The sequence below is a fragment of the Pedobacter sp. UYP30 genome (assembly GCF_040547165.1).
Lineage (GTDB): Bacteria > Bacteroidota > Bacteroidia > Sphingobacteriales > Sphingobacteriaceae > Pedobacter.
The window spans coordinates 84686-107273 of sequence record NZ_JBEPPD010000007.1; the positions used below are offsets into that span (position 1 = coordinate 84686).

The following is a 22588-nucleotide window of genomic DNA, read 5'->3' on the forward strand; positions in this document are numbered from 1 at the left end:
CAAATGGATATCAAAGCTTTTTTTAAATTTTTAGGTAGGTATAAATGGTATGTTCTGCTAATTCCAATTGTAGCAGTTGTAATTACCTACTTTGCGGTACAAAACCTGCCTAACCAATACAGTTCTGAGGCAAGTATCGCCACTGGTTTATTGGACCCGTCTAAACAGATTATTTCAGATCAGACCGTAGATTTTTTTCAGGTAAGTCAGCAGTTTAAGAACATTATGGATAAACTTCAAATGAAGAGAACCATAGACATCTTATCTTACAACCTTATTATACACGATCTTCAAAATCCTAAAACCGCTTTTAAAAAGCCCAGCAAGCAGTTAGATTCTTTATCAGCTGCGCAAAAGACAGAAGTGGCAGGGATTTTCAGAGAGAAGTTGCTTAAAAAAGACATTCTTACCACCACAGATAATAAGGGAAAGTACAGGTTGTTTGACATTGTGCAATCTATGGGCTATGACCAAGAGTCGCTGCAAAAGAATTTGAGCATTACCCATCAGGACATCAGCGATTTCATCGACATTGACTATAAGTCTGAAAATCCTAATCTTTCTGTTTTTGTGGTAAATAACTTAGCTACCGAATTTATAGGAAATTATGGAGAAGATGTGTTAACTAATCAAAATACATCTTTGGCGTTGCTAGATTCTATGGTAAAGAAGAAGGAAGTTGTTATGAATGAGAAAAACAATGCTCTGGCAGACTTTAAAAGAAGCAAAGGTGTGCTAAATCTCTCTGAACAGTCTGCAACGGTTTTTGCTCAAATTACAAATTACGAAAGTGAACGTGCAGAAACACTGAAAAAGATACAGTCTAGTTTGGGTGCCTTGTCTGTTATAAATGCAAAACTTAAGGGTGGAGATGTTTATGTAGATGGAAGTACAAGGTCTGATAATCGCGAAATTGTAGCACTTAAAAAGAAATTGCAGTCTGCCAATGAGCGCTTTATAGACAATGGGTTTAAAATTGCTGACCAGAAATCTATTGATTCTTTAACCAAGCTGATCAGTGCAAAGAGCAATCAAAGTGTAGATAACAATGCTTATGATCCAACTACTTCTAGGCAAGCCTTAGTTCAACAAAGAACTAGTTTGCAAATAGAAATTCAGCAAGCTAAAAGCAGCATGAGCAGCATAAACAACGAGTTGGCTAGCCTTCGTGGCAAATACAGCAGTATGGTGCCTTATGATGCAGACATACAAAATTACGAACGCGATGCCGAGTTGGCCACAAAAGATTATACTGGTGCTTTAGATAGGTATAATAAGAACATTACTGAGCAAAGAACTGGTCTAAAATTACAAATTGCCGAGATGGGTTTGGTTGGTAATCCCTTACCTTCTAAAAAGATACTCTTTTTAGCGGGTGCAGGTCTCGGGTCATTCTTCCTTACAATAGCTATATTTTTTGGCATATTTATAACAGATCACTCCATCAAAACAGGCAGAATGTTAGAGTTGGCAACCAAATCTCCTACGTTGGGGAGCATTAACTTAATTGATGGCGACGAAAGAATTCCACGGAATATATGGACTGATAAAAGCAACAATAAAGGTTACGATTTGTATAGAGATCACTTGCGATCCATCAGATTTGATATTTTAAACAAAATGGATGCTGATGATAGTAAGATTTTAGGCGTAACAAGTTTAGCCAACAACGCGGGTAAAACATTTTTAAGTTATAGTTTGGCTTATGCGTTCGCTATGACTGGAAAAAAGATTCTGTTGATTGCAGAAGACCAACCATTTGAGGCTTCGAAAGACAAAACACTAAGTACCTCTACTTCCTTTCAGTCTTTTTTGGTAAAAAAAGAATTCCATACAGATGATTTGATTACGGTAATGAACAAAAGTGCCGAGCGAAATTCTTTGTTAGAAGTGCAAAATATTGCAAGTTTAAGGGCTGGTTTTGATGTACTACGTAATGAATTCGATATCATTATCATTGATATTAACAGTCTAACGGATGTTAACATAGCCAAAGAATGGTTGCTGTTTACGGAAAAAAATATTGGTGTTTTTGAATATGGAACTAGTGTTACCGAGCACGAATACCCACACATTAAATACATTAAAAACCAACCCGGCTTTTTAGGTTGGGTATTAAATAAAGTCGACCACAGCAAAACTGCCTAACTTAGTGTTTACAATCTACACACTCGGCAAATAGTCAATATGCAAAGAATTCTTTTTTTCTCTTTAATTATTTATTGCTTTACATACGGCTTTCTAGGTCGCGAGGTTGGTGGATTGCCTTATGGGGTATTTATTGAAGTTTTCTTGGTGCTAATCTTTATCGCGACTTTAGTTCAAAACCCTGGCAGCGATTGGAAGAAGACCAACACCGATCTATTTTATTTACTGCTGGTATGGTTTGGAGTCAGTTTATTAGAAGTCTTAAATCCCGGTGCAGCATTTATGGGTTGGCTGAACGAAATTAGAACTACGGCACTCTACCCATTAACTATGGTAATTTTGGGATTGGTGGTATTTAAGACAAAAAGAGACCTCGATGTTTTTTTAATCATTGTGTTGGCTTTTTCTACCTTGGCCACCATAAATGGGTTAAAACAATTATACATTGGTTTATTTCCTGGAGAGGCTGCTTTTTTAAGGGATAATGCGAGTACCCATTTGCTTTGGGGCAGGCTACGTGTATTTTCTTTCTATAGTGATGCTGGTCAATTCGGTGCTTCACAGGCACATGTTGGGCTAATTGCCTTGGTTTTAGCGTTGGCGCCAATGAAAATTTGGAAGAAGTTGCTGTATCTTGGCTGTGCGGGCTTAAATTTGTATGGAATGCTTATCTCCGGAACCCGAGGTGCACTGTTCATTTTTTTCGTAGCGGCATTTGTGGCCATTCTATTGAGTAAAAACTGGAAGATATTGATTGTTGGCGGCTGTATTGCTGTCCTTGCTTTGGGTGTATTAAAATTTACACATATTGGCGATGGAAATTATCAGGTCTATCGGATGCGAAGTGCCTTAAACCCAGAAGATGCATCTTTAAACGTGAGGTTTGAAACTCAACAGCAGTTAAGTATTTTAATGGACGATCTTCCGTTTGGGGGAGGACTTGGGATTTTAGGCTATAACGGTAATCTATATAACAGCGACAAATATCTCTCTACTTTTCAGCCAGATAGCTATTTTGTAAAGGTTTGGGTAATGTATGGCGTAGTTGGGTTAACCATTTGGTTTACCATTATGATGTTTATTTTAGGCAAATGTTGTAGCATAGCGTGGAGCATAAGAAATAGTGAATTGCGTCTAAAGATTATTGCCCTTACTGCTGGGTTTGCTGGCATATTGGTCGGTTGTTATGGCAATGAAGTGATTAACATTATGCCAACTTCTATTATTGTATACTTGTCTTGGGTGTTTATTTACAAAAGTCCAAGTTTAGACGATAATCCGGTAGAGGAAATAGATAATTTGGCGATAGACTACTAACCCATAACCCTTAACCCTTAACCACTAACCCTTAACCACTAACCCTTAACCACTAACCACTAACCATTAACCCCTAACCTTTACCCAATTAACCCATAACCCATAACCCATACCCACTAACCCATAACCTTCCACAATGCCTGTAGGAATTTTTATATTACCCGGAATTATTGCCTTTATCTTTGCCTTTTATAAAGGATTTAAGCAGTATTATAGAAGAGACGAAACCTCAACCGAAGAAGAATGGTAAATTATATATGGTACTTTCTTCAAATTTTAATAGGCTACCAGTTGGTTTTTCCAATTGTACTGTACTGTTTTTATAAGATTGTGCCGAAACCTCGCTTGCATAACAAAAGTGGCAAGCAATATGATTACGCCATAATTGTTACCGCCTATCAACAAACAGACCTACTTCCATCTGTAGTAGCCTCGCTTTTAGCGTTAGACTATAGCAATTACCTCATTTACATTGTGGCCGATCATTGTGACATTAGTAAGTTGGAGTTTACTGACGATCGAGTTGTGCTCTTGAGACCGGAGGAAACCTTGGCCAATAATGTAAAATCGCATTTTTACGCCATTTCTCATTTTAAAGGAAATCACGAACTGTTGACCATTATAGATAGCGATAATTTAGTTGAACCAGATTATTTACAACGGCTTAACCTTTTTTTCGATAATGGTTTTGAGGCGGTACAAGGGGTTAGGAAATCAAAAGAATTATCTACAACACTAGCTGCACTAGATGCTGCTCGTGATTATTATTATCATTTCTATGACGGAAAGGTGTTATTTGCGCTAGGTTCTTCTGCTACCTTAGCCGGCTCTGGAATGGCTTTTACTGTGCCGTTATATAAATCATGTTTTGAAAATGTTGTGTTAGAAGGCGCTGGCTTTGATAAAGTATTGCAGGCGCAACTCTTGCTGCGCAACAAACAAATTGCCTTTGCAGAGGATGCCGTAGTGTACGATGAGAAAACAGCCAATTCTGTACAATTGGTTAATCAACGGGCCAGATGGATAAATACTTGGTTTAAATACTTTAGGTTTGGTTTTCAGATACTTCGGCGTGGAGTTATGCGTGCTGATAAAAATCAATTTATCTTCGGGTTTGTACTCCTTCGGCCGCCATTATTTATGTTTTTGCTCTTATCGGTATTGTGTTTGTTTATTAACCTTTTAATTAACCCTGTTTTAGCTGGTTGTTGGTTCGTTGCACTCGCCTTATTTGTTTTGGGATTTTACATAGCGCTTTGGGATGGCCATGCCGATAAAAAAATCTATAAATCATTGGTTAATATTCCTAAATTTATTTTTTTACAATTGGCGGCTTTGCTTCATGTTCGCAGTGCAAATAAAAAATCGGTAGCCACTACACATGTAGTCGTTTCTGAGGAGAAAAAAGATTAGAGCAATATATTTAGTTAAATTTTTTGATTTGAAAAACCAGAACATCGTTATTGTTGGACAGCAGGCTTGGGATACCGAAATAGGAAGCAATTGTAAAAATATAGCCCTAGAGTTTGCAAAACATAACCGCGTGCTCTACGTAAATCCTCCTTTAGATCGAATTACGAAGTGGAGGTCAAAATCTGATCCAAAAATTCAAAAACGGATACAGGTAATTGAGGGCAAAATATCAGGTTTAGTTAAGGTTTCAAATAATTTGCACCAGCTTTATCCAAACGTACTCATCGAGTCAATTAACTGGGTGCCGCTAGATGGACTCTTTGATGTTTTCAACAAGATTAATAACACTAGATTTTCTAGGTCGATTAAAAAGGCGTTAAAAACCTTGGATTTTGACACGTTCATTCTATTTAATGATAGTGATATGTTTCGAAGTCTTTATTTAAAAGAATTGTTAAAACCCGAGCTTAGCATCTATTATTCTAGAGACAACATGTTGGCAACCGATTATTTTAAAAAGCACGGCAAGACTTTCGAACCAAAGATAATAGCTAAAAGCGATTTATGCGTTGCAAATTCAGCCTACTTGGCTAATTATTGTCAACAATACAATCAGAACTCGCACAATATAGGCCAGGGATGTGATTTTGAGCTGTTTGATCAGCTAGATACCTCCGCAGTTGCCAGCGACATTAAAGGGATAAAAGGAAGTATTATTGGTTATGTGGGCGCATTAACAAGTGCTAGGCTTGATATACAACTCATAACAGAAATTGCAAAAGCGAAACCAACCTGGCAAATAGTGCTGGTTGGTCCAGAAGATGATGATTTCAAAAAAAGCGCCCTGCATGAATTGCAAAATGTTCATTTTTTGGGAGCAAAGCCCACGGGACAATTGCCATTGTACATCAACTCTTTTAACGTTTGTTTTAATCCCCAACTATTAAATGAGCTAACCGTTGGTAACTATCCACGTAAAATAGATGAATACCTGGCCTTGGGTAAGCCAACCATTGCCACTAAAACAGAAACCATGTTAAGTTTTGCGGAACATGTTTGCTTGGCAGAAGATTTGGAGGGTTATTTACGTGGTATAACCGAGTTGTTAAAAACAGATGACTCAGCCAAACGATTGGCTAGAATTTCTTTTGCGCGCTCGCGCACTTGGGAAAACTCAGTAAATCTAATGTATAAAGCGGCAAAGGAGACGCTTTACAAATTATGAAAATAGCGACCTTAATTACGGCTTTTAAGCTTCCGCAGCAGTTAGAACGGATGCTCAAAGCCATGGAACATCCTGATTTTTACTTTTTTATCCACATAGATAAAAAAATAGACATCAGTTTATTTTTCCATTTAGAAAACTTGCCAAGAGTAACATTTATCAAAAATAGAACGCTTTGCAATTGGGGAGGTTTTAGCTTTGTGAACGCTTATTTAACGGCCTTAGAAGAAATTTTGGAATCTAACGAAAGATTTGATTTTTATAGCCTAATGAGCGGACAGGATTATCCCATAAAACCCATGCAACATATTGCCGATTTTTTTTCTGATCATTTAGGTAAAAATTTTGTTTCGTATGATGAAGAAGACAAGAAAGATTGGTGGGCACATGCCGTAACGCGCTATGAACTATATCATTTTACGGATTTAAAGTTTAAAGGGAGGTACTTTGTGCAAAAAATTCTCAACAAGATGTCGCCAAAGAGGAAATTTCCATTGCCAATAAAAATGTATGGGAGCAGCGATTCGAGTTGGTGGACAATTACCGAAGATAGTGCAAAATACCTAGTAAAATTTAGACAAAAGGAGGTAAAGTTGTTTAAGTTTATGAAATATACTTGGGCACCAGATGAATTTTTAATTGCGACTATTTTGATGAATTCTCCATTCAAGGACTGCGTAATTAATGACAATTTAAGGCTAATTTCTTGGCAAGAGGGCATCGCCAATCCGATAGTTTTTAAGGATGGAGACTTTGAAACTTTGATCAATTCGACAAAATTATTTGCTCGGAAATTCGATATGAGTGTGGATGAAGAAATTTTAACGAAATTGGATGAAGTTCAACATAAATAAGAATTGGACACATAGAAAAAAAAGATTAAATGAAGCATAGATTTGGTGTACTCGATATTTTTAGGGGGCTTTTTGCAAGTGCAGTAGTTTTTTACCACATGAGTGCTTTTTCTGATACTCCAATTATCAATAATGACTTTATAAAAAATGCAGACATGTTTGTCGATTTTTTCTTCGTCTTGAGTGGTTTTGTAATTTGTTATTCTTACAGGGAAATAGCAACTGCTTCTGATTGGAAAACCTTCTTAAAGAAAAGAATTTATAGACTTTATCCTTTACACCTCGTCATGCTACTTGTCTTTTTGTTGGTAGAAGGTATTAAGCTCTTGTTACAAAACCATGTCCACATCAATAACTCTTTAGATAATTCTACAACTACATTTTTTACATCATTGTTTTTGGTCAATTCGGTAAAATTTCCCGGCGTTCACGACATCGGATGGAATATGGTAAGTTGGTCTATCAGCGCGGAATGGATCAGTTATATTGTGTTTTCTACTGTTTGCTTCGGTCTCACTTCTCTGAAACTTGGGAGATGGAAGGTTATACCCTATTTTCTAGTGGCAATTGTTTCGTATTTCATTTTACTTCAATTTACAAAAAACACAAAACTAGATTATACTTGGGATTATGGTTTTCTTCGTGGTTTGATTGGTTTCTTTACTGGTACCGTCTGTCTTTATTTTTTCGATTTTAGCTATCACAGATTGAAGGAAATATCTAAAGTTTTATTTACGTCGCTAGAAGCAATTGTTGTAGGATTGATTATATATTTTGTGGTAAATGGAACTATTTACAAAGAGATTGGAGTTGTTTACGAGCTTCTATTTTTTATATCCATTTTTGTTTTTGCTTTTGAGAAGGGTTATATTTCGCAAGCACTCAATAACGTAGCTGTGTTCAAAAAAATGGGAAAATATTCTTACTCCATCTATATGACGCACACACTACTTGTCAGTCTTTTTAACGTAATTTTTATTCGCATTTTTAAACTTTCGCCTACCGCTTATTGGTACTTGTTTGCGGTTAACTATTTGGCAGTTTATTTTTTATCTGCTTGGACATATAAAAACATTGAGATGCGATTCTCTAAAGTAAAATCTCATCACGTAATTAAAAAGATAGAGTGATGTGTGTTTAAAGTGAGAACAAGAATTTTTGTATGTATTAGGTATGTTAGGATTTTTTAGCTAGTGAGTCGGGCTCTAACCGCTCCGATGATTTTTTTGCTAAAAATTTGACACAATCGGTAACGAGGAAATTTCGAATATAACTGAGTAATGTTAAATAAATGAAGAAAAATATTATCTGGATCAAATATATATTTGTACCGCCAACAATATGAAAGGAAAATTACGGAAATTAGAATCTCTGAGGGGATTTGCAGCAGTATATGTGTTGGTCAGCCATTTACAAGATGTTGAATATTTAAATCTTGGTAGGTTCGAAGGGATTTTGAAATTTGGACAAGAAGCCGTGATGGTCTTTTTTATTTTGTCTGGCTTTGTAATTCATTATTCATTTCAAAAATCTAAAGATCAAACCTTTAAAACTTATTTTAAAAAGAGATTTCTGCGAATTTACATTCCGCTGATTTTAGTATTTATTTTAAGCTATATTCTATATATTGCCTTTAGTAAAATAACCTATCATGATATTGGGACACAGCTTTTGGGAAATCTTTTAATGTTGCAAGATAGTGCAATAACCAAACCAAATGTAATTGTTACCCCTTTTCTAAACAACGGTCCGCTTTGGTCTTTATCATACGAGTGGTGGTTTTATATGTTATATTTTTTTGTTAACAGGTATTTTAAAGACAAAGCTTTTTTCATCGTTTCTACAGTTGCCATAATATCTGCTTTAACTTACATATTTTATCCTTTTTTTGTCAATCGGATACTTATGTATATGATTATTTGGTGGGGCGGCGTAGAGCTAGCCGAACTTTATATAAACGACAAAAAAATAACCTTGTTCAATTTAAAACATATTCTTCTTGTTATGTTAATCTACTTGGTAACCATGGGAATAAATTGGTATGTTCATTATACGCCTGAATTTAAGTCAGTAACTCATCCGTTTATAGAATTTAGGCATATTGCATTCGCTATTATTGCAATTTTTGCTGCCATAATTTGGAAAAGGATACATTGGTGGGGATTTGACAACACTATCGGCTTATTTACTTTTATTGCACCCATTTCTTACACTATCTACATTTCACATTTTTCTTTGATAATATATCCAGACTTCATACATCCAATAGTCGGTGTGTTTATCTGTCTTTTCTTTTCTTACATTGTGGAAATTGTAATATATCCCAAAATTGCGTCAGTATTCCTAAAACGAAAAGTTATCAAATAATACAATCGTTGCTCTTTCACATGTTCCCCAATACTATCTCGAACTTCAGTTAAAATGGGATTTGCAATCCCGATAAAGGCAGCTTAAAGCGCTTTGCTATTTTTTGATTAGGAATCCGAGTCATCCACACGTAGGGATGAGCAAGCTCGGTTATGTCACCCTGAGCTTGTCGAAGGGCTCTTTTAGGCGTTTCGACAGGCTCAACGTGACAGCCAGAAAAAAAAAGTGTTTGGCAAAAATAGATCGTTTGTCCTCCTGAGCCTGTCGAAGGGCTGTCGAAGAATGATAAGAAGCGTTTCGACGGGCTGAACGTGACAACAATATCTCCCGCTAACTACTATTTCTTCAAATTTTTCATAAAATGTATGTCGTAATTGTACTTTATCTGCCGATAAGTATCGCGAATTATATTCATAAATACGTTCTGCTTTGCTTTCCAACTTTCTCTAGTCATGGTGCTTGGCTCGTCGTCGGAATTTTTTTGCGTTAATAAGTTAGCAAAATCTTTATAGAATAAGCCTTGACCCTGGTTTTGGAGAAACGAAATACACATCTTGTACTCGGTAATGTCTCCTTTTATGCCTTCCGGATATCTACCGAATTTTTGAAAGAAAGAAGACCTACGTAAATGTGGATGATCGGTATACGCATATATTTTACTATAATCCCAACCAAGTGCAGGTAAAAACATCCGATCGAAATTTGAATTGAACGGTTTTAAGTAGGGGTAAGCGTAATAGGCATAGTACTTTACCATATCTAGGTCTGCATGTTGCTCCATTAGTGTTAAAGATTCTGCTAATTTTTCTGGAAACTTTTTACTTGGTTCGAAATCTTCTTGGATATAAAGCGTGTATTTTTTGCTTACGGCGTCTTGGCCTTTATTAATGTTGTTCCCTAAACCTTTGTTCTTTGGCGTGGTAATCAGTTTAAATGAGTAAAGACCTTGGAGTTGCCTTAACTTTTCCAAGTGCTCTGGCTTACTTCCATCGTCAGATACCACAGTTTCACCGAAAGTACAATATAGGCGACGAAATGAGGCCAGTAAATTCTCTAGAGATTCACTCCTGTTGTAGTGTGTAATAAGCAAACTTATGTCGTCGAAAATATGTTGGTTATTCGTCATGGTAAATTTCGCTTTATTCGTTCTTGCTTTTTTTAGTATTGTGAGGTTTATGTGCAGTAAATAGAGAAAATAGTTTTTTAGTTTCAACCGATAATCTTGAAGCCAGAGCCTGTGAAAAACTTCCATCTCGTTGCAAAGTTCTTGGTGCCGTCCAAGGTCTGGCCTTGTCTGTTTTGACTTGCCTTACTTTTCCATATTGCATTAGGTCGAAACAGAAGCGACCATCGTCTCCTCTAGTATTATGCATGATGTAGCCGACTTTGAGGCCAAAGTCTGTTACGTAGCCCATACTAATGCCAAATGCATTTAAATAAGGTCTTTTGATATGTCTCAATTCTGCAATAACATCTTTCATTTTTTCCAATGCCCATAATTTCCATCTAGGAAACCCTTGTTCGGCAATAAAAGAATATCTGCCGTAAACACACACTACCCCAGGCTTAATCAGTTGCTTCATCATTTCTTCCAACCAGCAACTTGGGTAAACACAGTCGGCATCAGCCAATAAAATGTATTTTCCCTTAGCGTGTTCCATGCCCATTTGTCTCGCTGGACCACAACCTTGTATTTCTTGAAAATACGTGCGGATATTTAGATTACCCAACGTTTTCTCGGTATTGTCTTTGGAATTGTTATCTACCACTATAATTTCAAAAGGAATGTCTGTTACTTGGTCTGCTAGACTTGCAATGTTCTTTAGAATGTTGATTTCTTCATTCCACGCAGCAATAAGTACCGTTACCAAGGGTTTCGAAACTTGGTTTTTATTCAGCTTTAGATTAATCGAATCGAAAATTTGCTGTGGAATTTCCTCGAAACGCTGAAAGCCAAAATTATATTTTCTGATCCAAGAAGGTTCTTTTATCATAAAGTAACTGTTGTGAGAAAATAATTAATTTCGTAAAAATACTAATCTTTTGCTTTGTTTAAGGTGTAGTTGCCTTTTTAATAGAACACGAATGTGTTTTCGAGATTTTTATTCTTTATTTTTGGAGAAATAATCCCATGGGCGTAATTAACTACATTTTTCAAGATAAGCAGGCAAACATCGCAAACCCAACCAAGGGAAAGTATGTAGTTGTGTTGTTTAGAATATCCCAACTGATTGTTAAACGTAAAATAACTAAAATTTTATTTTTTTGGTACTTGTTGTTTTATCGGGTTGTGGTAGAGTATTTTATGTGCGTAGAGCTGAGTTGGCATACAGCGATTGGGCCAAATTTTGCCATTTGGCATGGCACAGGTTTGGTAATCCACCCAGAAACAACTATTGGTAGCAATTGCAACATTAGACAATGCACCACGGTTGGCGTAAAGCAAATTGGTAATGGTCTATACGGTAATGCGCCGAAAATTGGCAATTTTGTGGATATTGGCTGCAATACAGTTATTATTGGCGACCTTGTTATTGGTGATTATGTTGCCATTGGCGCAGGTTCGGTAGTGGTAAAACCTATTGAGTCGAACGCTGTTGTAGCCGGTAACCCAGCGAAATTTATACGTCTGTTAAATCATTAATCGCAAAAAAAACATCCAAAATTTTGGCTTAATCTGATTATTTCCTGAGGGAAGAATTTATTCTCTTTAATGCCTTGTTGTACAGTTTTTGCAAAAATCTTAATATATTACTCTTTTGCTTAAATCCTTTCCACTCCGTTTTATTTAAGTAGTGAAAAAATAGATTTTTATAGGCTAAATTTGCCTCATAGCCCTTAAAAATAGGTTTCATTCCCGTAAAATGAATAATGTAAGGCTGCTTTTCTTCTAATTGGGCATAGCTATTCCATCGTTTGTCCAGTTCAAACCAACGCTCGTTAAAAATTACATTCAAACTGTATTGATCTGCAAAAGAAATAAATGAAATGTTCTCGTGTGCACATTCAAACGCCTGTTCAGGAATCTTCAACCTTTTCCATTCTTTTGGTCTTAAAACAAATATGCCCGAATTTAAATATCTGCTTTCTGCTTTCAATCCGAGTGCTGCATAATTTTTTATCCCGCCCCAAGGAGAGGATACCACCTCGGACCTATCTGCTACTGCAGCAATGTTAAAATCAGCTATATCAGTATACCAAAGTTTGGCAATGTCTTTAAGCACAATCATATCAACATCCAAGTAAATTGCTTTTTCTGCTGTTGGATTGATAAAATACGGGATACAAATTCTCGCATAGGTGTTAGCGGGAAAAGTAGTGCTATCTAAAGGCAACTGTAAATGCTTTGGAATTGCATCTGCTAACGCTATCCAAATAAGGGTAAGTTTATTTGGATGTAAACTGGCAATTATTTTTTGTTTATTTTTTTCGGTAATGTTGTCGTCTACAATATACAGGTCAATTCTTTCGGTAGAAATATGGTTTTCTTCTAAAGATTTCAATAGCGCAGCTAATAACACCACAAAGTTATTGTTACATACGGTAACCAATGTTATCGTCTCTTCGTTTTTTATCTCTTCTTTCATCTTTAAGGGCTGCTTTTCTTCCAAGGTAAGTTTTGATAAATTAATTCGCGTAATGCTGTATAACCAAGAGTATACACGCTCAACCAGCTAAAGCGAGCGTATTTTTGTAGATGGTGGTTAGAAATGAGGATAGCTGCAAGTACAGGAAAAACGGTAACGACGACTATGCCATACACATTGCCAAAAATATAGACGCCGATGACGTCTGTAATCAGGTTGATTAACAACATCACAATTAACTTATAAAAATTTACCTGTGGCTTATGGATAGCGTCTAAAGCAACTGCCATAAATCGGTCTGGAGGCGATAAAAGTGAAAAAGACAGGTAGAGCCTAAAAATAACTACTGCCATACCGCCTGCTACTGTGTCTTTGTATTGGCCACCCCCAATAATGCCCATGGCAAATGGAGCAATAAAATAAGAAACTATTAACACGGGTATTAAGCCAATGGTCACCATCCCAATGTATTTTTTCATTATCGCAATCAATTCCTCTTTATTTCCTCTATTGAAAGCAGCTGCAAGAGATGGTAGAGCTGTTGCAGTAAAGCTCCTGAGAGGGATTTCTACCAATTCAAGCAGTCTTTTACCAAGATTGTAAATAGCTAAAGCAGATGGGCCAATCATAAAGTTCATTATCGTAGTATCAGTTAACCCAAACAAGTTACTGCCAATAGAGCTACCTACGGTGTATTTTCCAAAATTAAAGATTTCTCTAATCGTTTCTTTTTTCTGTCGAAAAAAATAGATAATGCCAGACCAACGCATAAGAATACAGAGCAAACTTGTCGCTAAGGAAGCAACGATGTTGGCATACATTAAATGATCTAGTGTAGTTTTTTTAAAGAATATAAGCAAACACAATAGTCCGGTAAGAAGCAATACCTGAAACATTCGGATATACAATAAATTATCGAAGCGCAATTTTGCTTGCGCGATGCACATGGCCAAAATCATCGGCAGCGAACACAGCAAATTTATAGAGAAGTATTTAAAGAAATAACGTAAGCTGTCATCACCAACATCTTTAAGAAAGAAAAAGAAAGGAATGTTAAGAAGCACAAAGCCTCCCGTAATGCAAGAGGCGATAAACCAAGTAGAGCCAATCACTTCATGGCCGCGCTCCTCTGAGGTTCCAGCAAAGAATTTGATGAATGCCGTAGTTAGAAAGCCCTGCCTAAAAGTATCTAAAAAGGAAAGGTAGGTTTGAAAGAAGAACCAAATGCCCAAATCCCGAACACTTAGCGACCGAAAAAGGATAGCTGTAAAGAAAAAAGTCAGTACAGACATGCCTCCTGTACCCATGAGCGATAGAAAGTGAACGTTTTTTAATTTAGATAAAAAATTCATTAAAAGGTCTTTCGGTAACGCAAAAATATTAGTTTACATTTGCGTATAAACCACATTAAACTGGTAGCTTACGTAAATAAATGCTAAATTAGTTTAAATTATTTACATCCATCGTGAATAGAAGAAAAGCAATTAAAAATATCTTAGCGCTCGGGCTAGTAGGCGGAGCTGGTTATGCTGGGTTTAGGGCTTTCGAACTGCATAAGGAAGCAAACATGGCTAGTTTTCGCGCAAAAGAAACGTTAATAGCAGATTTAGCTGATACCATTATTCCAGAAACAGATACTCCAGGCGCAAAAGCGGCCAAGGTAGAGGTTTTTATAATCTCTGTGCTGAGCAATTGCACCTCTAATGTAGAACAAAATCTATTTGTAGAGGGCTTGGAAGATCTAGAACGTTATTGCAATGGCAATTTTAATAAGTCTTTCTCTGCATGCAGTCCTCAGCAGCGTGTTTCGGTGTTAACGCATGTTGAGAAAAGCGAATTGTATAATTCTGCACTTTTAAACAAAATAAACAATAAGTTTTTTGGTGTGCCATTCTTTGCTAAGTTGAAAGAACTTAGCATTCAAGGTTATTGCAATTCTTCTTTAGGAGCTAGTAAGGGTTTGGCTTATGATTTTATTCCGGGTCATTTTGCTGCTTGTATTCCCTTAAAACCGAATCAAAAATCTTGGGCCACAAAATAATGAACATTAACACCAACAACTTTAAAGAAAACACCTTCGATGCCATTGTGATTGGATCTGGCATAAGTGGGGGATGGGCAGCAAAAGAACTTTGCGAAAAAGGATTAAAAACCTTGGTGCTAGAGCGGGGTAGAGATGTAAAACACGTTGCAGATTATCCTACTGCCTTGTTAAAACCGTGGGAATTTAAAAATGGGATGTTCAACACCACAAAAGACATAAAAGAAAGTCCTGTTCAAAGTCAGTCTTTTGACCCTAGCGATAAACATTTTTTTGTGAACGACTCTGAACATCCCTATAAACAAAAAAAGCCCTTTAATTGGATTAGGGGTTACCAAGTTGGTGGCAGGTCGCTTACATGGGGTCGCCAATGTTATAGATGGAGCGACCTAGACTTTGAGGCAAACGCTAAAGATGGACATGGCGTAGATTGGCCGATCAGGTATAAAGACATCGAAGATTGGTACAGTTACGTAGAGAGATTTGTTGGCATAAGTGGGCAAAAAGAGCAATTGTCTTATTTGCCGGATGGTGAATTTATAGATCCAATGCCACTAAACTGTATAGAGCATCATTTAAAAGACAGCATAAAAAATAGCCAAGATAGGTTATTAACCATAGCGAGGGTTGCCAATTTAAGTAAAGGTTGGCAAAACCGTGGTCCCTGCCAATACCGCAATTTATGTAGCCGCGGTTGCCCTTTTGGTGGCTATTTTAGCAGCAACAGTGCTACCTTGCCTGTGGCTATGGCTACAGGGAATTTAACGTTAAGGCCTTTTTCTGTAGTTACAGAAATTGTGTATGATGATAAAACGAAGTGTGCCACGGAGGTGCGCATTATTGATACGCTTACAAAAAAAACGGAAGAATATTTCGCCAAGATTGTATTTGTTAATGCGTCTACCATAAATACAGCAGCTATTTTATTGCAGTCTACCTCTAACCGTTTTCCAAATGGTTTGGGTAACGACAGCTTAGAACTTGGCCATAACCTAATGGACCACCATTCGTCTGCAGGTGCATCTGGCTACCATGATGGCTATACCGATAAATATTATGAGGGTCGTCGACCTGCTGGTTTTTTGATTCCAAGGTATAGAAATCTGAGCAACGAGAAAGAAAAGTTATCCTTTACAAGGGGATATAACCTGCAAGGCCACGGCGAACGGCAGGAATGGATCGATAGAAGTTATGCCCTTTCGGGCTTTGGCAAAGATTTTAAAGAAAAACTTACCACTCCTGGCCCTTGGACGGTTTGGATGGCAGGTTGGGGCGAATGCTTGCCTTATCATGAAAATAAGATCTCTTTAAGCACAACACGCGATGATTGGGGAATGCCGGTAGTAGACATCGATTTTTCGTTTAAAGATAACGAAGATAAGATGATGGACGATATTAAGAATACGGCTGCCGAAATGTTGGAGAAGGCGGATTTTAAAGGGATTAATGCCTTTAATTACCATAAACCTGGTGGTTCTACGGTGCATGAAATGGGTACTGCAAGGATGGGAAAAGACCCGAACACTTCTGTGCTTAATAAATTCAATCAAGTACATACTGTTCCAAATGTGTTCGTTACAGACGGCAGTTGTATGACTTCATCTGCCTGTCAAAATCCTTCGCTTACCTACATGGCGTTAACAGCGCGCGCTTGTGCTTATGCGGTGGATCTGTTGAAAAAGGGGGAGTTGGGGTAGAGGGTTAGGCGTTAAGTCGTTTGGACGTTAAGTTGTTTAGGCGTTATGTTGATTATTCGGTTAGGAGTTAGTTGGTTAGTCGTTCATTCGTTAAGTTGTTTTCTTGTCTGAGCCTGTCGAAGACCAATCAAAGGGCAAAAATCAGTAGAAATGGCTATTCTTTGACTACTTGTCCCGACCATTCGGGAAGCTATCATTGACGTTTTCGTATAAACTTTTTATTATCAGTTAATTAAATTATATCTCATTTTTATTACTCGTTCCTTCAGTCTTATAAAAAATGCCCGCCAACTCTTCATTACGTTCTCCTAGCCGGAGGGGCGCCTTACTTTTTTCTTGATAAAAAAGTAACAAAAACTCAAGGCTGGCACCTCTTTGGGTAAAAACTTGCCAAGCTGTTTTATATCGATGCTTCGAGGCCTTTCCCTAGGCTTATTCCCTCGCAAGGTTGCGAATTCTCTTCGTAGCTGCAAAGTGTCCGGCTTCTGCAAGAGCTTCAGGCGTTTTTTCCTCCAAACTGCTGCTAGGCCGGGACTAGCGAGATGGCTATAGCGCGTTGAAAAAACGTCATTTATATAAAATATAAACGTCAAGGTGACGATCCCTTGGTGTTGCGCGTGCTCCACACTGGCGCACTCGCTCGTTATAACGATAGGAAACACCTCACACGCTAAGTACAATTTGAAATACTCCATTTTTTTACCTCTTGCACATCACCCGAACTCGTTTCAGTGTCTTTACTTTGATACCAAGTTTTTTAAGAGCACATGAGCTTAACCAAGTTTGGCACGACCGAAAATTGGAATTACAAAAAAACCTCTTCCTTTTAAGAGAAAGAGGTTTTTAAGTTGATGTAAGAAATGAGAAGTTAGATTTCTTGCAGTAAGTTACTCATTAATAAGTCTTTGTTTCAAACCTTAGGCTTAATCTTAACCTCAACCTCAGTCTTAACCTTCCTTATCTCGATGCACCAACTCCTGGTATTAACGATCTAAATGTTCTTAAATCCGCTACAGCGTCGCTAGCATTTGCTTTATATACGTTGTTAGAATTTTTTATCAGGGTTGTTAGTCCGGCCGAAGACATTTGATTAAGAATTTTATTGTCTCGGTTGTTAAATAACAAGTTGTTGTACACTTGAACTGAAGTATAAACATCATAAAGATCTAATAACCTGCCTTCAAAATATTTAGGCATTCCTGTATTTAATTGTCCAACCGTATTGTTATATACTTTAGCGGTTATACCAGGTTTAAATGCACGCGTTGCTTTTAGCGAAGGAGGCACTTGGAGCTCGAACGCTCCATAACGGGTGGAGTTCCAGACCACATTATTGTATATTTCTACACTACCAGGCTTCGTAATACTACACATCCAAGCCCTAACCATATTACCTTGGTGATTGGTACAGGTATTGTTAAATATTTTCCCGTTGCCTTGGAGATGGAAAATCCCGTTATGGTTACCTTGCTTACTATTTACATTGTTAATCCTATTGTTCGAAATTTCATAATCTTCTGCACAACCTAAAAATACTCCATCGGACAACCCAGGTGAATTTTTTATCGTGCAACTGCTCATCTTAAAGTTCTTAATCAATCCAGTGAATCCGTTGTTGGTTACCGAACCATTTCCACCGAAAAAGGTAGAGATATTGTCTGCAACAATATTAAGCAATTGGATATTGTTCGAATAGCTGCTCGGCTGACCATTGTAGGGCTTATCGGCATGGAAAACCATACAAACATCACCAATATTGGTCATTGTTAAGTTTTTCAGAATAAGGTCGTTAGCTACGTCGTATACGTCCACTGCTCTATACGGACTGTTTAGTATGTCAAAATTCATTAATGTAACGCCAGACATATTGGTAAGGTGTACGCCACCTCCAACAATTTTTACATTATGAGAGCCGTCTACCGTTACATTTTTAAAATTCTTAAATTCGAAGTAAGTGTAAGTGCCTGGCTTAATGGTAAGTTTTTTGTTTGTTAGGCCGTTAAGAATCAGGGCTCCAGAACCAGTACCAACCATATCTATTCCTGAGGTAGGCGGCGTTACTGGTGGTGGTGGCGTAGTCATCGGTGGCAAGGGCGGTGTTACTGGTTTGGTAGGAGGGGGAACAGGTTTCGCTGGTGGAGTTACCGGTTTGGTAGGAGGTGTAACAGGTTTTGTTGGGGGTGATGGCTTGCCAGTCGGCGAGGTGGCCGGTGGTTTTACCACCACAGGCGGATCAAAAGGATTGTTTTTGGCAGTATCTGGCTGTTTGCCTATGTTGAGTGAATCTTTTTTGATAGAATCTCTTATCACGGGTACCGTTGCAACAGTATCTGGATGTAAAATTGTTACGTCGCCACCTGCGGGAGGTACCACAGGAAATTGGTCTTTTTTACAGGAGCCAGTAAGGGTCAAAACGACGAAAATGGGTGTTAATTTACTTACGTGTTTAAAGTGTATTTTCATATAATTGTTTGAATGGTTTTTTTTAAATTGTTTGTTCGACAGTATAACCATCATTTTTAAGTATTGGTATTTATCGACTTTGAAAATTGTTTTAACAATTTTGATAAAAAATGGAAATATTGCGTAAATAGCATGTAAATGGCCTTTTTACAGGTATAAATACTTGGATGAGAACAAAAAACTGACAAAACTGTGACGTTAAAAAGAGCACTTAAAAATGCTTTTTTCGCTAACACGCTGATTGTCTACAGATTAAGAAGACGTTCTACGTAGACAACAAATGTGTCTTGTTGTATTTTTGATAATACATTTTTTGAGATTTTAGCGTTATCGTAAACGAAAAACGCGTAAAAAAGCATCAGATGGAAAAACGGTTGCAAAAAAGATTAAGTTTTGCTTAAAATTTTTCTCTGAAAAGCTTTAAAGAAAATGCGCGGAATCGCAGAAAAAGTGAACCGTTTATTTAATAAAAAAGATTTTCGGAGTAAGCAATAGCCATTGACAAATTTACGCTCTCTTACAAACTTATGCTTGGCGAGTTCTACCAAACCTTCGATGTGCTTTCGCTCCAAAATAGCTTTTTCTTTTTCGGAAATGAGCTGTTCGAAATCTTGAATGAAGATTTCGAGATCTGCGACATATAAACGTTCCAAGATTTCGCTCCATTTTCGTCCATCGTACAGGTTAATTTCGTCAACGCGTTTGTTCCAAAGCCGTTCTAAAGTATAGGCGGCTTTGCTCGGTTGGCTTAATACAATTTTTAAAAACATATACCAGTCGTCGCCAATGTGCAGATCTTCTCTCCACTGGCTGGTTATAAGACTCTTTTTAAAAACAAGAGAGGAAGAGGGAGAAGGGCAGGCCTGAAGATAAACTTTCCGTAGTGCTTTAGCGTTTAAAGTCACCCAACCGTCTTCTGCATTTTCGTTGTAGGGAGCTAAGTAGGGATCTTTTAATAAAAAGTTCCAAGATTCTCCTCCTTTTTCGTCCTGGTCCCAATTGGCGAATACAAAATCAAAATTATCTGATTCTAATTTTTCAACACATTTTTCTAAAAAACTGGGATACCATACATCGTCTGAATCTAAGGTTGCAATAAGATTACCTTTTGCATGCATAAAACCAAGGTTTCTACCAGAAGCTTGGCCGCCATTTTCTTTATAATAATACGACACTTGCGGATATTGGGCTACCAATTCTTTTGTCTCATCAGTAGAGCCATCGTCTGCCACAATTATCTGAATATTCTTATAGGTTTGCGCTAGTAGGCTTTCTATAGCATCTTTAAGCTTATCGGCTCGGTTATAGGTAGTTATTATTACACTTACCAAAGTTATTGGAGTCATTAAGGGATGATTGGGACTATTTCTGAGCGAAAAAAAGGTTAATTAATAAAATATTCTTAAAGCATTTTTTTTAGAATTAGGAAGCAATCTTTCAGCACAGCAGCAGTTTTAGACGGAAACAACAATACGTGCGCCAACATTAAAAACCATCCGAAGTTGAAAGAAATTGCATTGGATAGCAATAATGACAGCGGTAAAAATACGAAATAATACTCATTCATAATTATTTGATGAGGAGTATCTTTTCGAACCAAAATTATAAAAACTTTATAATGAAGAACGTATCGTCTTGACATTACAAAAATTACGTAGAGAATAAGTGCCGCAGTTACGTAGACATCAGCTACTTGAAACAACATGACAGCCAATGCAGAAATTTCCAAGATAAAAATAACAATTTCTATGGGCTTAAATTTAGCTGCGTTTGTAGTAGATGCAAAGGTAGTTGTTCCAGATTTTAGGTCGTTTTCTTTATCAGAAAATTGATGCCATAAAATCCCCCTTAAACCATACGTAAATGACCAAATACCAATTGCAACAGTTAATAACAGGTTAGGTCTATGCCCAAAGAAAAACATCAAATTGATTGCCATCACAAGGCTTGGGAATAAATGAGCGCCAGCTGCATCGCAAAATACGCCCCAAATGCCGCGCTTTTTTAAACGAATCGGTTTTACAGAATATAACGTAAATACGATATAGGTAAGTGCACCAAACAGCATCGAGAGTACATCTGGATAGAGAATGGAGATAACATAAGCACCAAACAAAAGGCATAACAACACGACAGCACTTTGCACCCAAGGGTTTACGTTTGCCATACTATTGCGTTTACCTGCAATGGCGTCTTCTCTAATATCTGTAATGTCATTGATAACACTAACGTAGATTGCGCCAACAATCAATGCCGCAAAAAGTAGCGCGATTCTTGGCAACGCCACTCTAAATGGTTGATGAATGCTGAGCGCGGTAAGGTATGCTACAGACAAGAGCGGTACTAATTTATACTCCCACCATTCGCTATATCTAGTAAATTTTAAAAGGCGCATATTAAAGATTTATGGAAAGCTTGGCTTTATACATGGCGAGGGCTTCTAAACAAAAACCGGTTGTGGTTTCTTCTGAGCCCCATCCTGCCGATTTCGAAGGACCCGTGTAAAAAAGGATGGAACGCCGCCAATATCCTGCCTCGTTTTGGGCAGCTAATAGGGCGATTACAGCATTGTCTAATTCTGGTCCTTTATGTTCGAAATTGAGTAAGGTTGCAATTGCCATCGCATTTTCTAAATCGCTTCTACCAAAGCCACCGTTGGTATTGCCTTTTTTTAACAGGCGCTTTAAAATTAATCCTTTTGCAGGTTCTAAAGCTTTGACTTTGAGATAATTTCTCGACACGAAATAATAGAATACGATTGGGTTTTTATACCATTTATCGCTGTTTTCTTCATTCGATTCTCTAAGTAAATTTGTGAGAAACTTAACGACAACTTCTGTTTTTTCGTTTAGACCAACGTAATATAAAGCGTTTGCATTTACTACGGCATCTATATCCCGTCTTTTAACCTCATGCTTTAGCCAAAAGAAAAGTGCATGGAATGGCCTTTTAAATTCTCGTCCTACCACTTTTAGATTTAAAAAACTGAATGTAGAAGTGTGTCTCAGCACAATCCAAGTATAAAAAAGCCCATTTTTATCTGTATTTTCTAAAAGCAAAGACTTGTTGTCTGGAAAATCTATGCCTAGTTGCTGCAATACAAAACTGGTATAGGCGGTTGTATCAGCATCGGCAGGTACAGCCTTAAAGCGGGCGTTAGATTTAGTGAAAAAATTCCAAAGCCCGCCTCTCATCATCTCATAGGCCAGAAAACTGCCAGACTTCTCTAAAATACAAGCTCTTTTCTCACTTTCTTCTAATTTAAGCAGGCAGCTGGAAATTACCGCGGTACAGAAAACATTGCTCTCCAGGTGACACCATTCTTGCATCTGCTCGTCTGGAGATAAATATGCGCAAAACTCTCCATTTGGAAATTGGTGCTCATACAAATAATCTATTCCCTTAGAAATTGCAATCTGTATGGGTTGCATAAATTGTCTGTCAATAACGTTATCGCTCGTTTGGTGTTTACTCAT

General features: G+C 37.4%; 18 protein-coding genes. 10 read left to right on the top strand and 8 right to left on the bottom strand.

The features are described 5' to 3' along the window. Positions 1–3: 3 nt before the first annotated feature. The 7 genes from ABIB40_RS10045 (at position 4) to ABIB40_RS10075 (ending at position 9324) form a co-directional block, all read left to right on the top strand. Entirely contained in the window at positions 4–2148 is a 2145-nt protein-coding gene (locus tag ABIB40_RS10045; protein ID WP_354358581.1) for an exopolysaccharide transport family protein, read from the top strand. A gap of 39 nt (positions 2149–2187) precedes the next feature. Further along, positions 2188–3465 carry an O-antigen ligase family protein gene (locus tag ABIB40_RS10050; RefSeq protein ID WP_354358583.1) on the top strand — a complete coding sequence of 426 codons (1278 nt, stop codon included), beginning with the start codon at positions 2188–2190 and terminating at the stop codon, positions 3463–3465. Between the two features lie 243 nt (positions 3466–3708). Beyond that, the gene (locus ABIB40_RS10055) at positions 3709–4878 is read left to right on the top strand and encodes a glycosyltransferase (RefSeq protein WP_354358585.1); all 1170 of its coding nucleotides are present in this window, start codon (positions 3709–3711) and stop codon (positions 4876–4878) included. Between the two features lie 28 nt (positions 4879–4906). Beyond that, on the top strand, positions 4907–6103 hold the full coding sequence (locus ABIB40_RS10060) for a glycosyltransferase (RefSeq protein ID WP_354358587.1): 1197 nt from the start codon (positions 4907–4909) through the stop codon (positions 6101–6103). Beyond that, a complete protein-coding gene (locus ABIB40_RS10065) occupies positions 6100–6957 on the top strand; it encodes a beta-1,6-N-acetylglucosaminyltransferase (RefSeq protein ID WP_354358589.1) in 858 nt (285 codons plus the stop codon). Before ABIB40_RS10060 ends, ABIB40_RS10065 begins: the two co-directional genes overlap by 4 nt. Before the next feature lie 29 nt (positions 6958–6986). Continuing rightward, positions 6987–8087, top strand: a complete 1101-nt coding sequence (locus tag ABIB40_RS10070; protein ID WP_354358591.1) for an acyltransferase family protein — start codon at positions 6987–6989, stop codon at positions 8085–8087. A gap of 211 nt (positions 8088–8298) precedes the next feature. Further along, complete coding sequence (locus ABIB40_RS10075; protein WP_354358593.1) at positions 8299–9324, top strand: acyltransferase family protein; 1026 nt, start codon at positions 8299–8301, stop codon at positions 9322–9324. Positions 9325–9661: 337 nt separating this feature from the next. Here the strand turns inward: ABIB40_RS10075 and ABIB40_RS10080 are convergent, their stop codons facing one another. Both ABIB40_RS10080 and ABIB40_RS10085 read right to left on the bottom strand, forming a co-directional pair. After that, positions 9662–10450 (bottom strand): glycosyltransferase family 2 protein, encoded by a 789-nt coding sequence (locus ABIB40_RS10080; RefSeq protein ID WP_354358595.1) that lies wholly within the window; start codon positions 10448–10450, stop codon positions 9662–9664. A 13-nt stretch (positions 10451–10463) separates the two neighbouring features. After that, positions 10464–11318, bottom strand: a complete 855-nt coding sequence (locus tag ABIB40_RS10085) for a glycosyltransferase family 2 protein (protein ID WP_354358597.1) — start codon at positions 11316–11318, stop codon at positions 10464–10466. Positions 11319–11455: 137 nt separating this feature from the next. Between ABIB40_RS10085 and ABIB40_RS10090 the strand changes: the two genes are divergently transcribed. Continuing rightward, positions 11456–11968 carry an LbetaH domain-containing protein gene (locus ABIB40_RS10090; RefSeq protein WP_354358599.1) on the top strand — a complete coding sequence of 171 codons (513 nt, stop codon included), beginning with the start codon at positions 11456–11458 and terminating at the stop codon, positions 11966–11968. A gap of 37 nt (positions 11969–12005) precedes the next feature. Here ABIB40_RS10090 and ABIB40_RS10095 read toward each other — a convergent pair whose 3' ends face one another. Continuing rightward, a complete protein-coding gene (locus tag ABIB40_RS10095) occupies positions 12006–12911 on the bottom strand; it encodes a glycosyltransferase family 8 protein (protein WP_354358601.1) in 906 nt (301 codons plus the stop codon). 2 nt (positions 12912–12913) lie between these two features. Then, complete coding sequence (locus ABIB40_RS10100; RefSeq protein WP_354358603.1) at positions 12914–14263, bottom strand: lipopolysaccharide biosynthesis protein; 1350 nt, start codon at positions 14261–14263, stop codon at positions 12914–12916. A gap of 113 nt (positions 14264–14376) precedes the next feature. Here ABIB40_RS10100 and ABIB40_RS10105 point away from each other — a divergent pair, with 113 nt between their 5' ends. Further along, positions 14377–14952 (top strand): gluconate 2-dehydrogenase subunit 3 family protein, encoded by a 576-nt coding sequence (locus ABIB40_RS10105; protein WP_354358605.1) that lies wholly within the window; start codon positions 14377–14379, stop codon positions 14950–14952. Next, positions 14952–16649, top strand: coding sequence for a GMC oxidoreductase (locus ABIB40_RS10110; protein WP_354358607.1), 1698 nt, complete (start codon positions 14952–14954; stop codon positions 16647–16649). The genes ABIB40_RS10105 and ABIB40_RS10110 overlap by 1 nt, the downstream gene beginning before the upstream one ends. Positions 16650–17606: 957 nt before the next feature. Here ABIB40_RS10110 and ABIB40_RS10115 read toward each other — a convergent pair. The 4 genes from ABIB40_RS10115 to ABIB40_RS10130 form a co-directional block, all read right to left on the bottom strand. Beyond that, positions 17607–19112, bottom strand: a complete 1506-nt coding sequence (locus ABIB40_RS10115) for a right-handed parallel beta-helix repeat-containing protein (RefSeq protein ID WP_354358609.1) — start codon at positions 19110–19112, stop codon at positions 17607–17609. Positions 19113–19498: 386 nt separating this feature from the next. Further along, positions 19499–20458 (bottom strand): glycosyltransferase family 2 protein, encoded by a 960-nt coding sequence (locus ABIB40_RS10120; RefSeq protein ID WP_354358611.1) that lies wholly within the window; start codon positions 20456–20458, stop codon positions 19499–19501. A 56-nt stretch (positions 20459–20514) separates the two neighbouring features. Next, a complete protein-coding gene (locus ABIB40_RS10125; RefSeq protein ID WP_354358613.1) occupies positions 20515–21507 on the bottom strand; it encodes a UbiA family prenyltransferase in 993 nt (330 codons plus the stop codon). A gap of 1 nt (position 21508) precedes the next feature. Then, positions 21509–22588 carry a hypothetical protein gene (locus ABIB40_RS10130; protein WP_354358615.1) on the bottom strand — a complete coding sequence of 360 codons (1080 nt, stop codon included), beginning with the start codon at positions 22586–22588 and terminating at the stop codon, positions 21509–21511.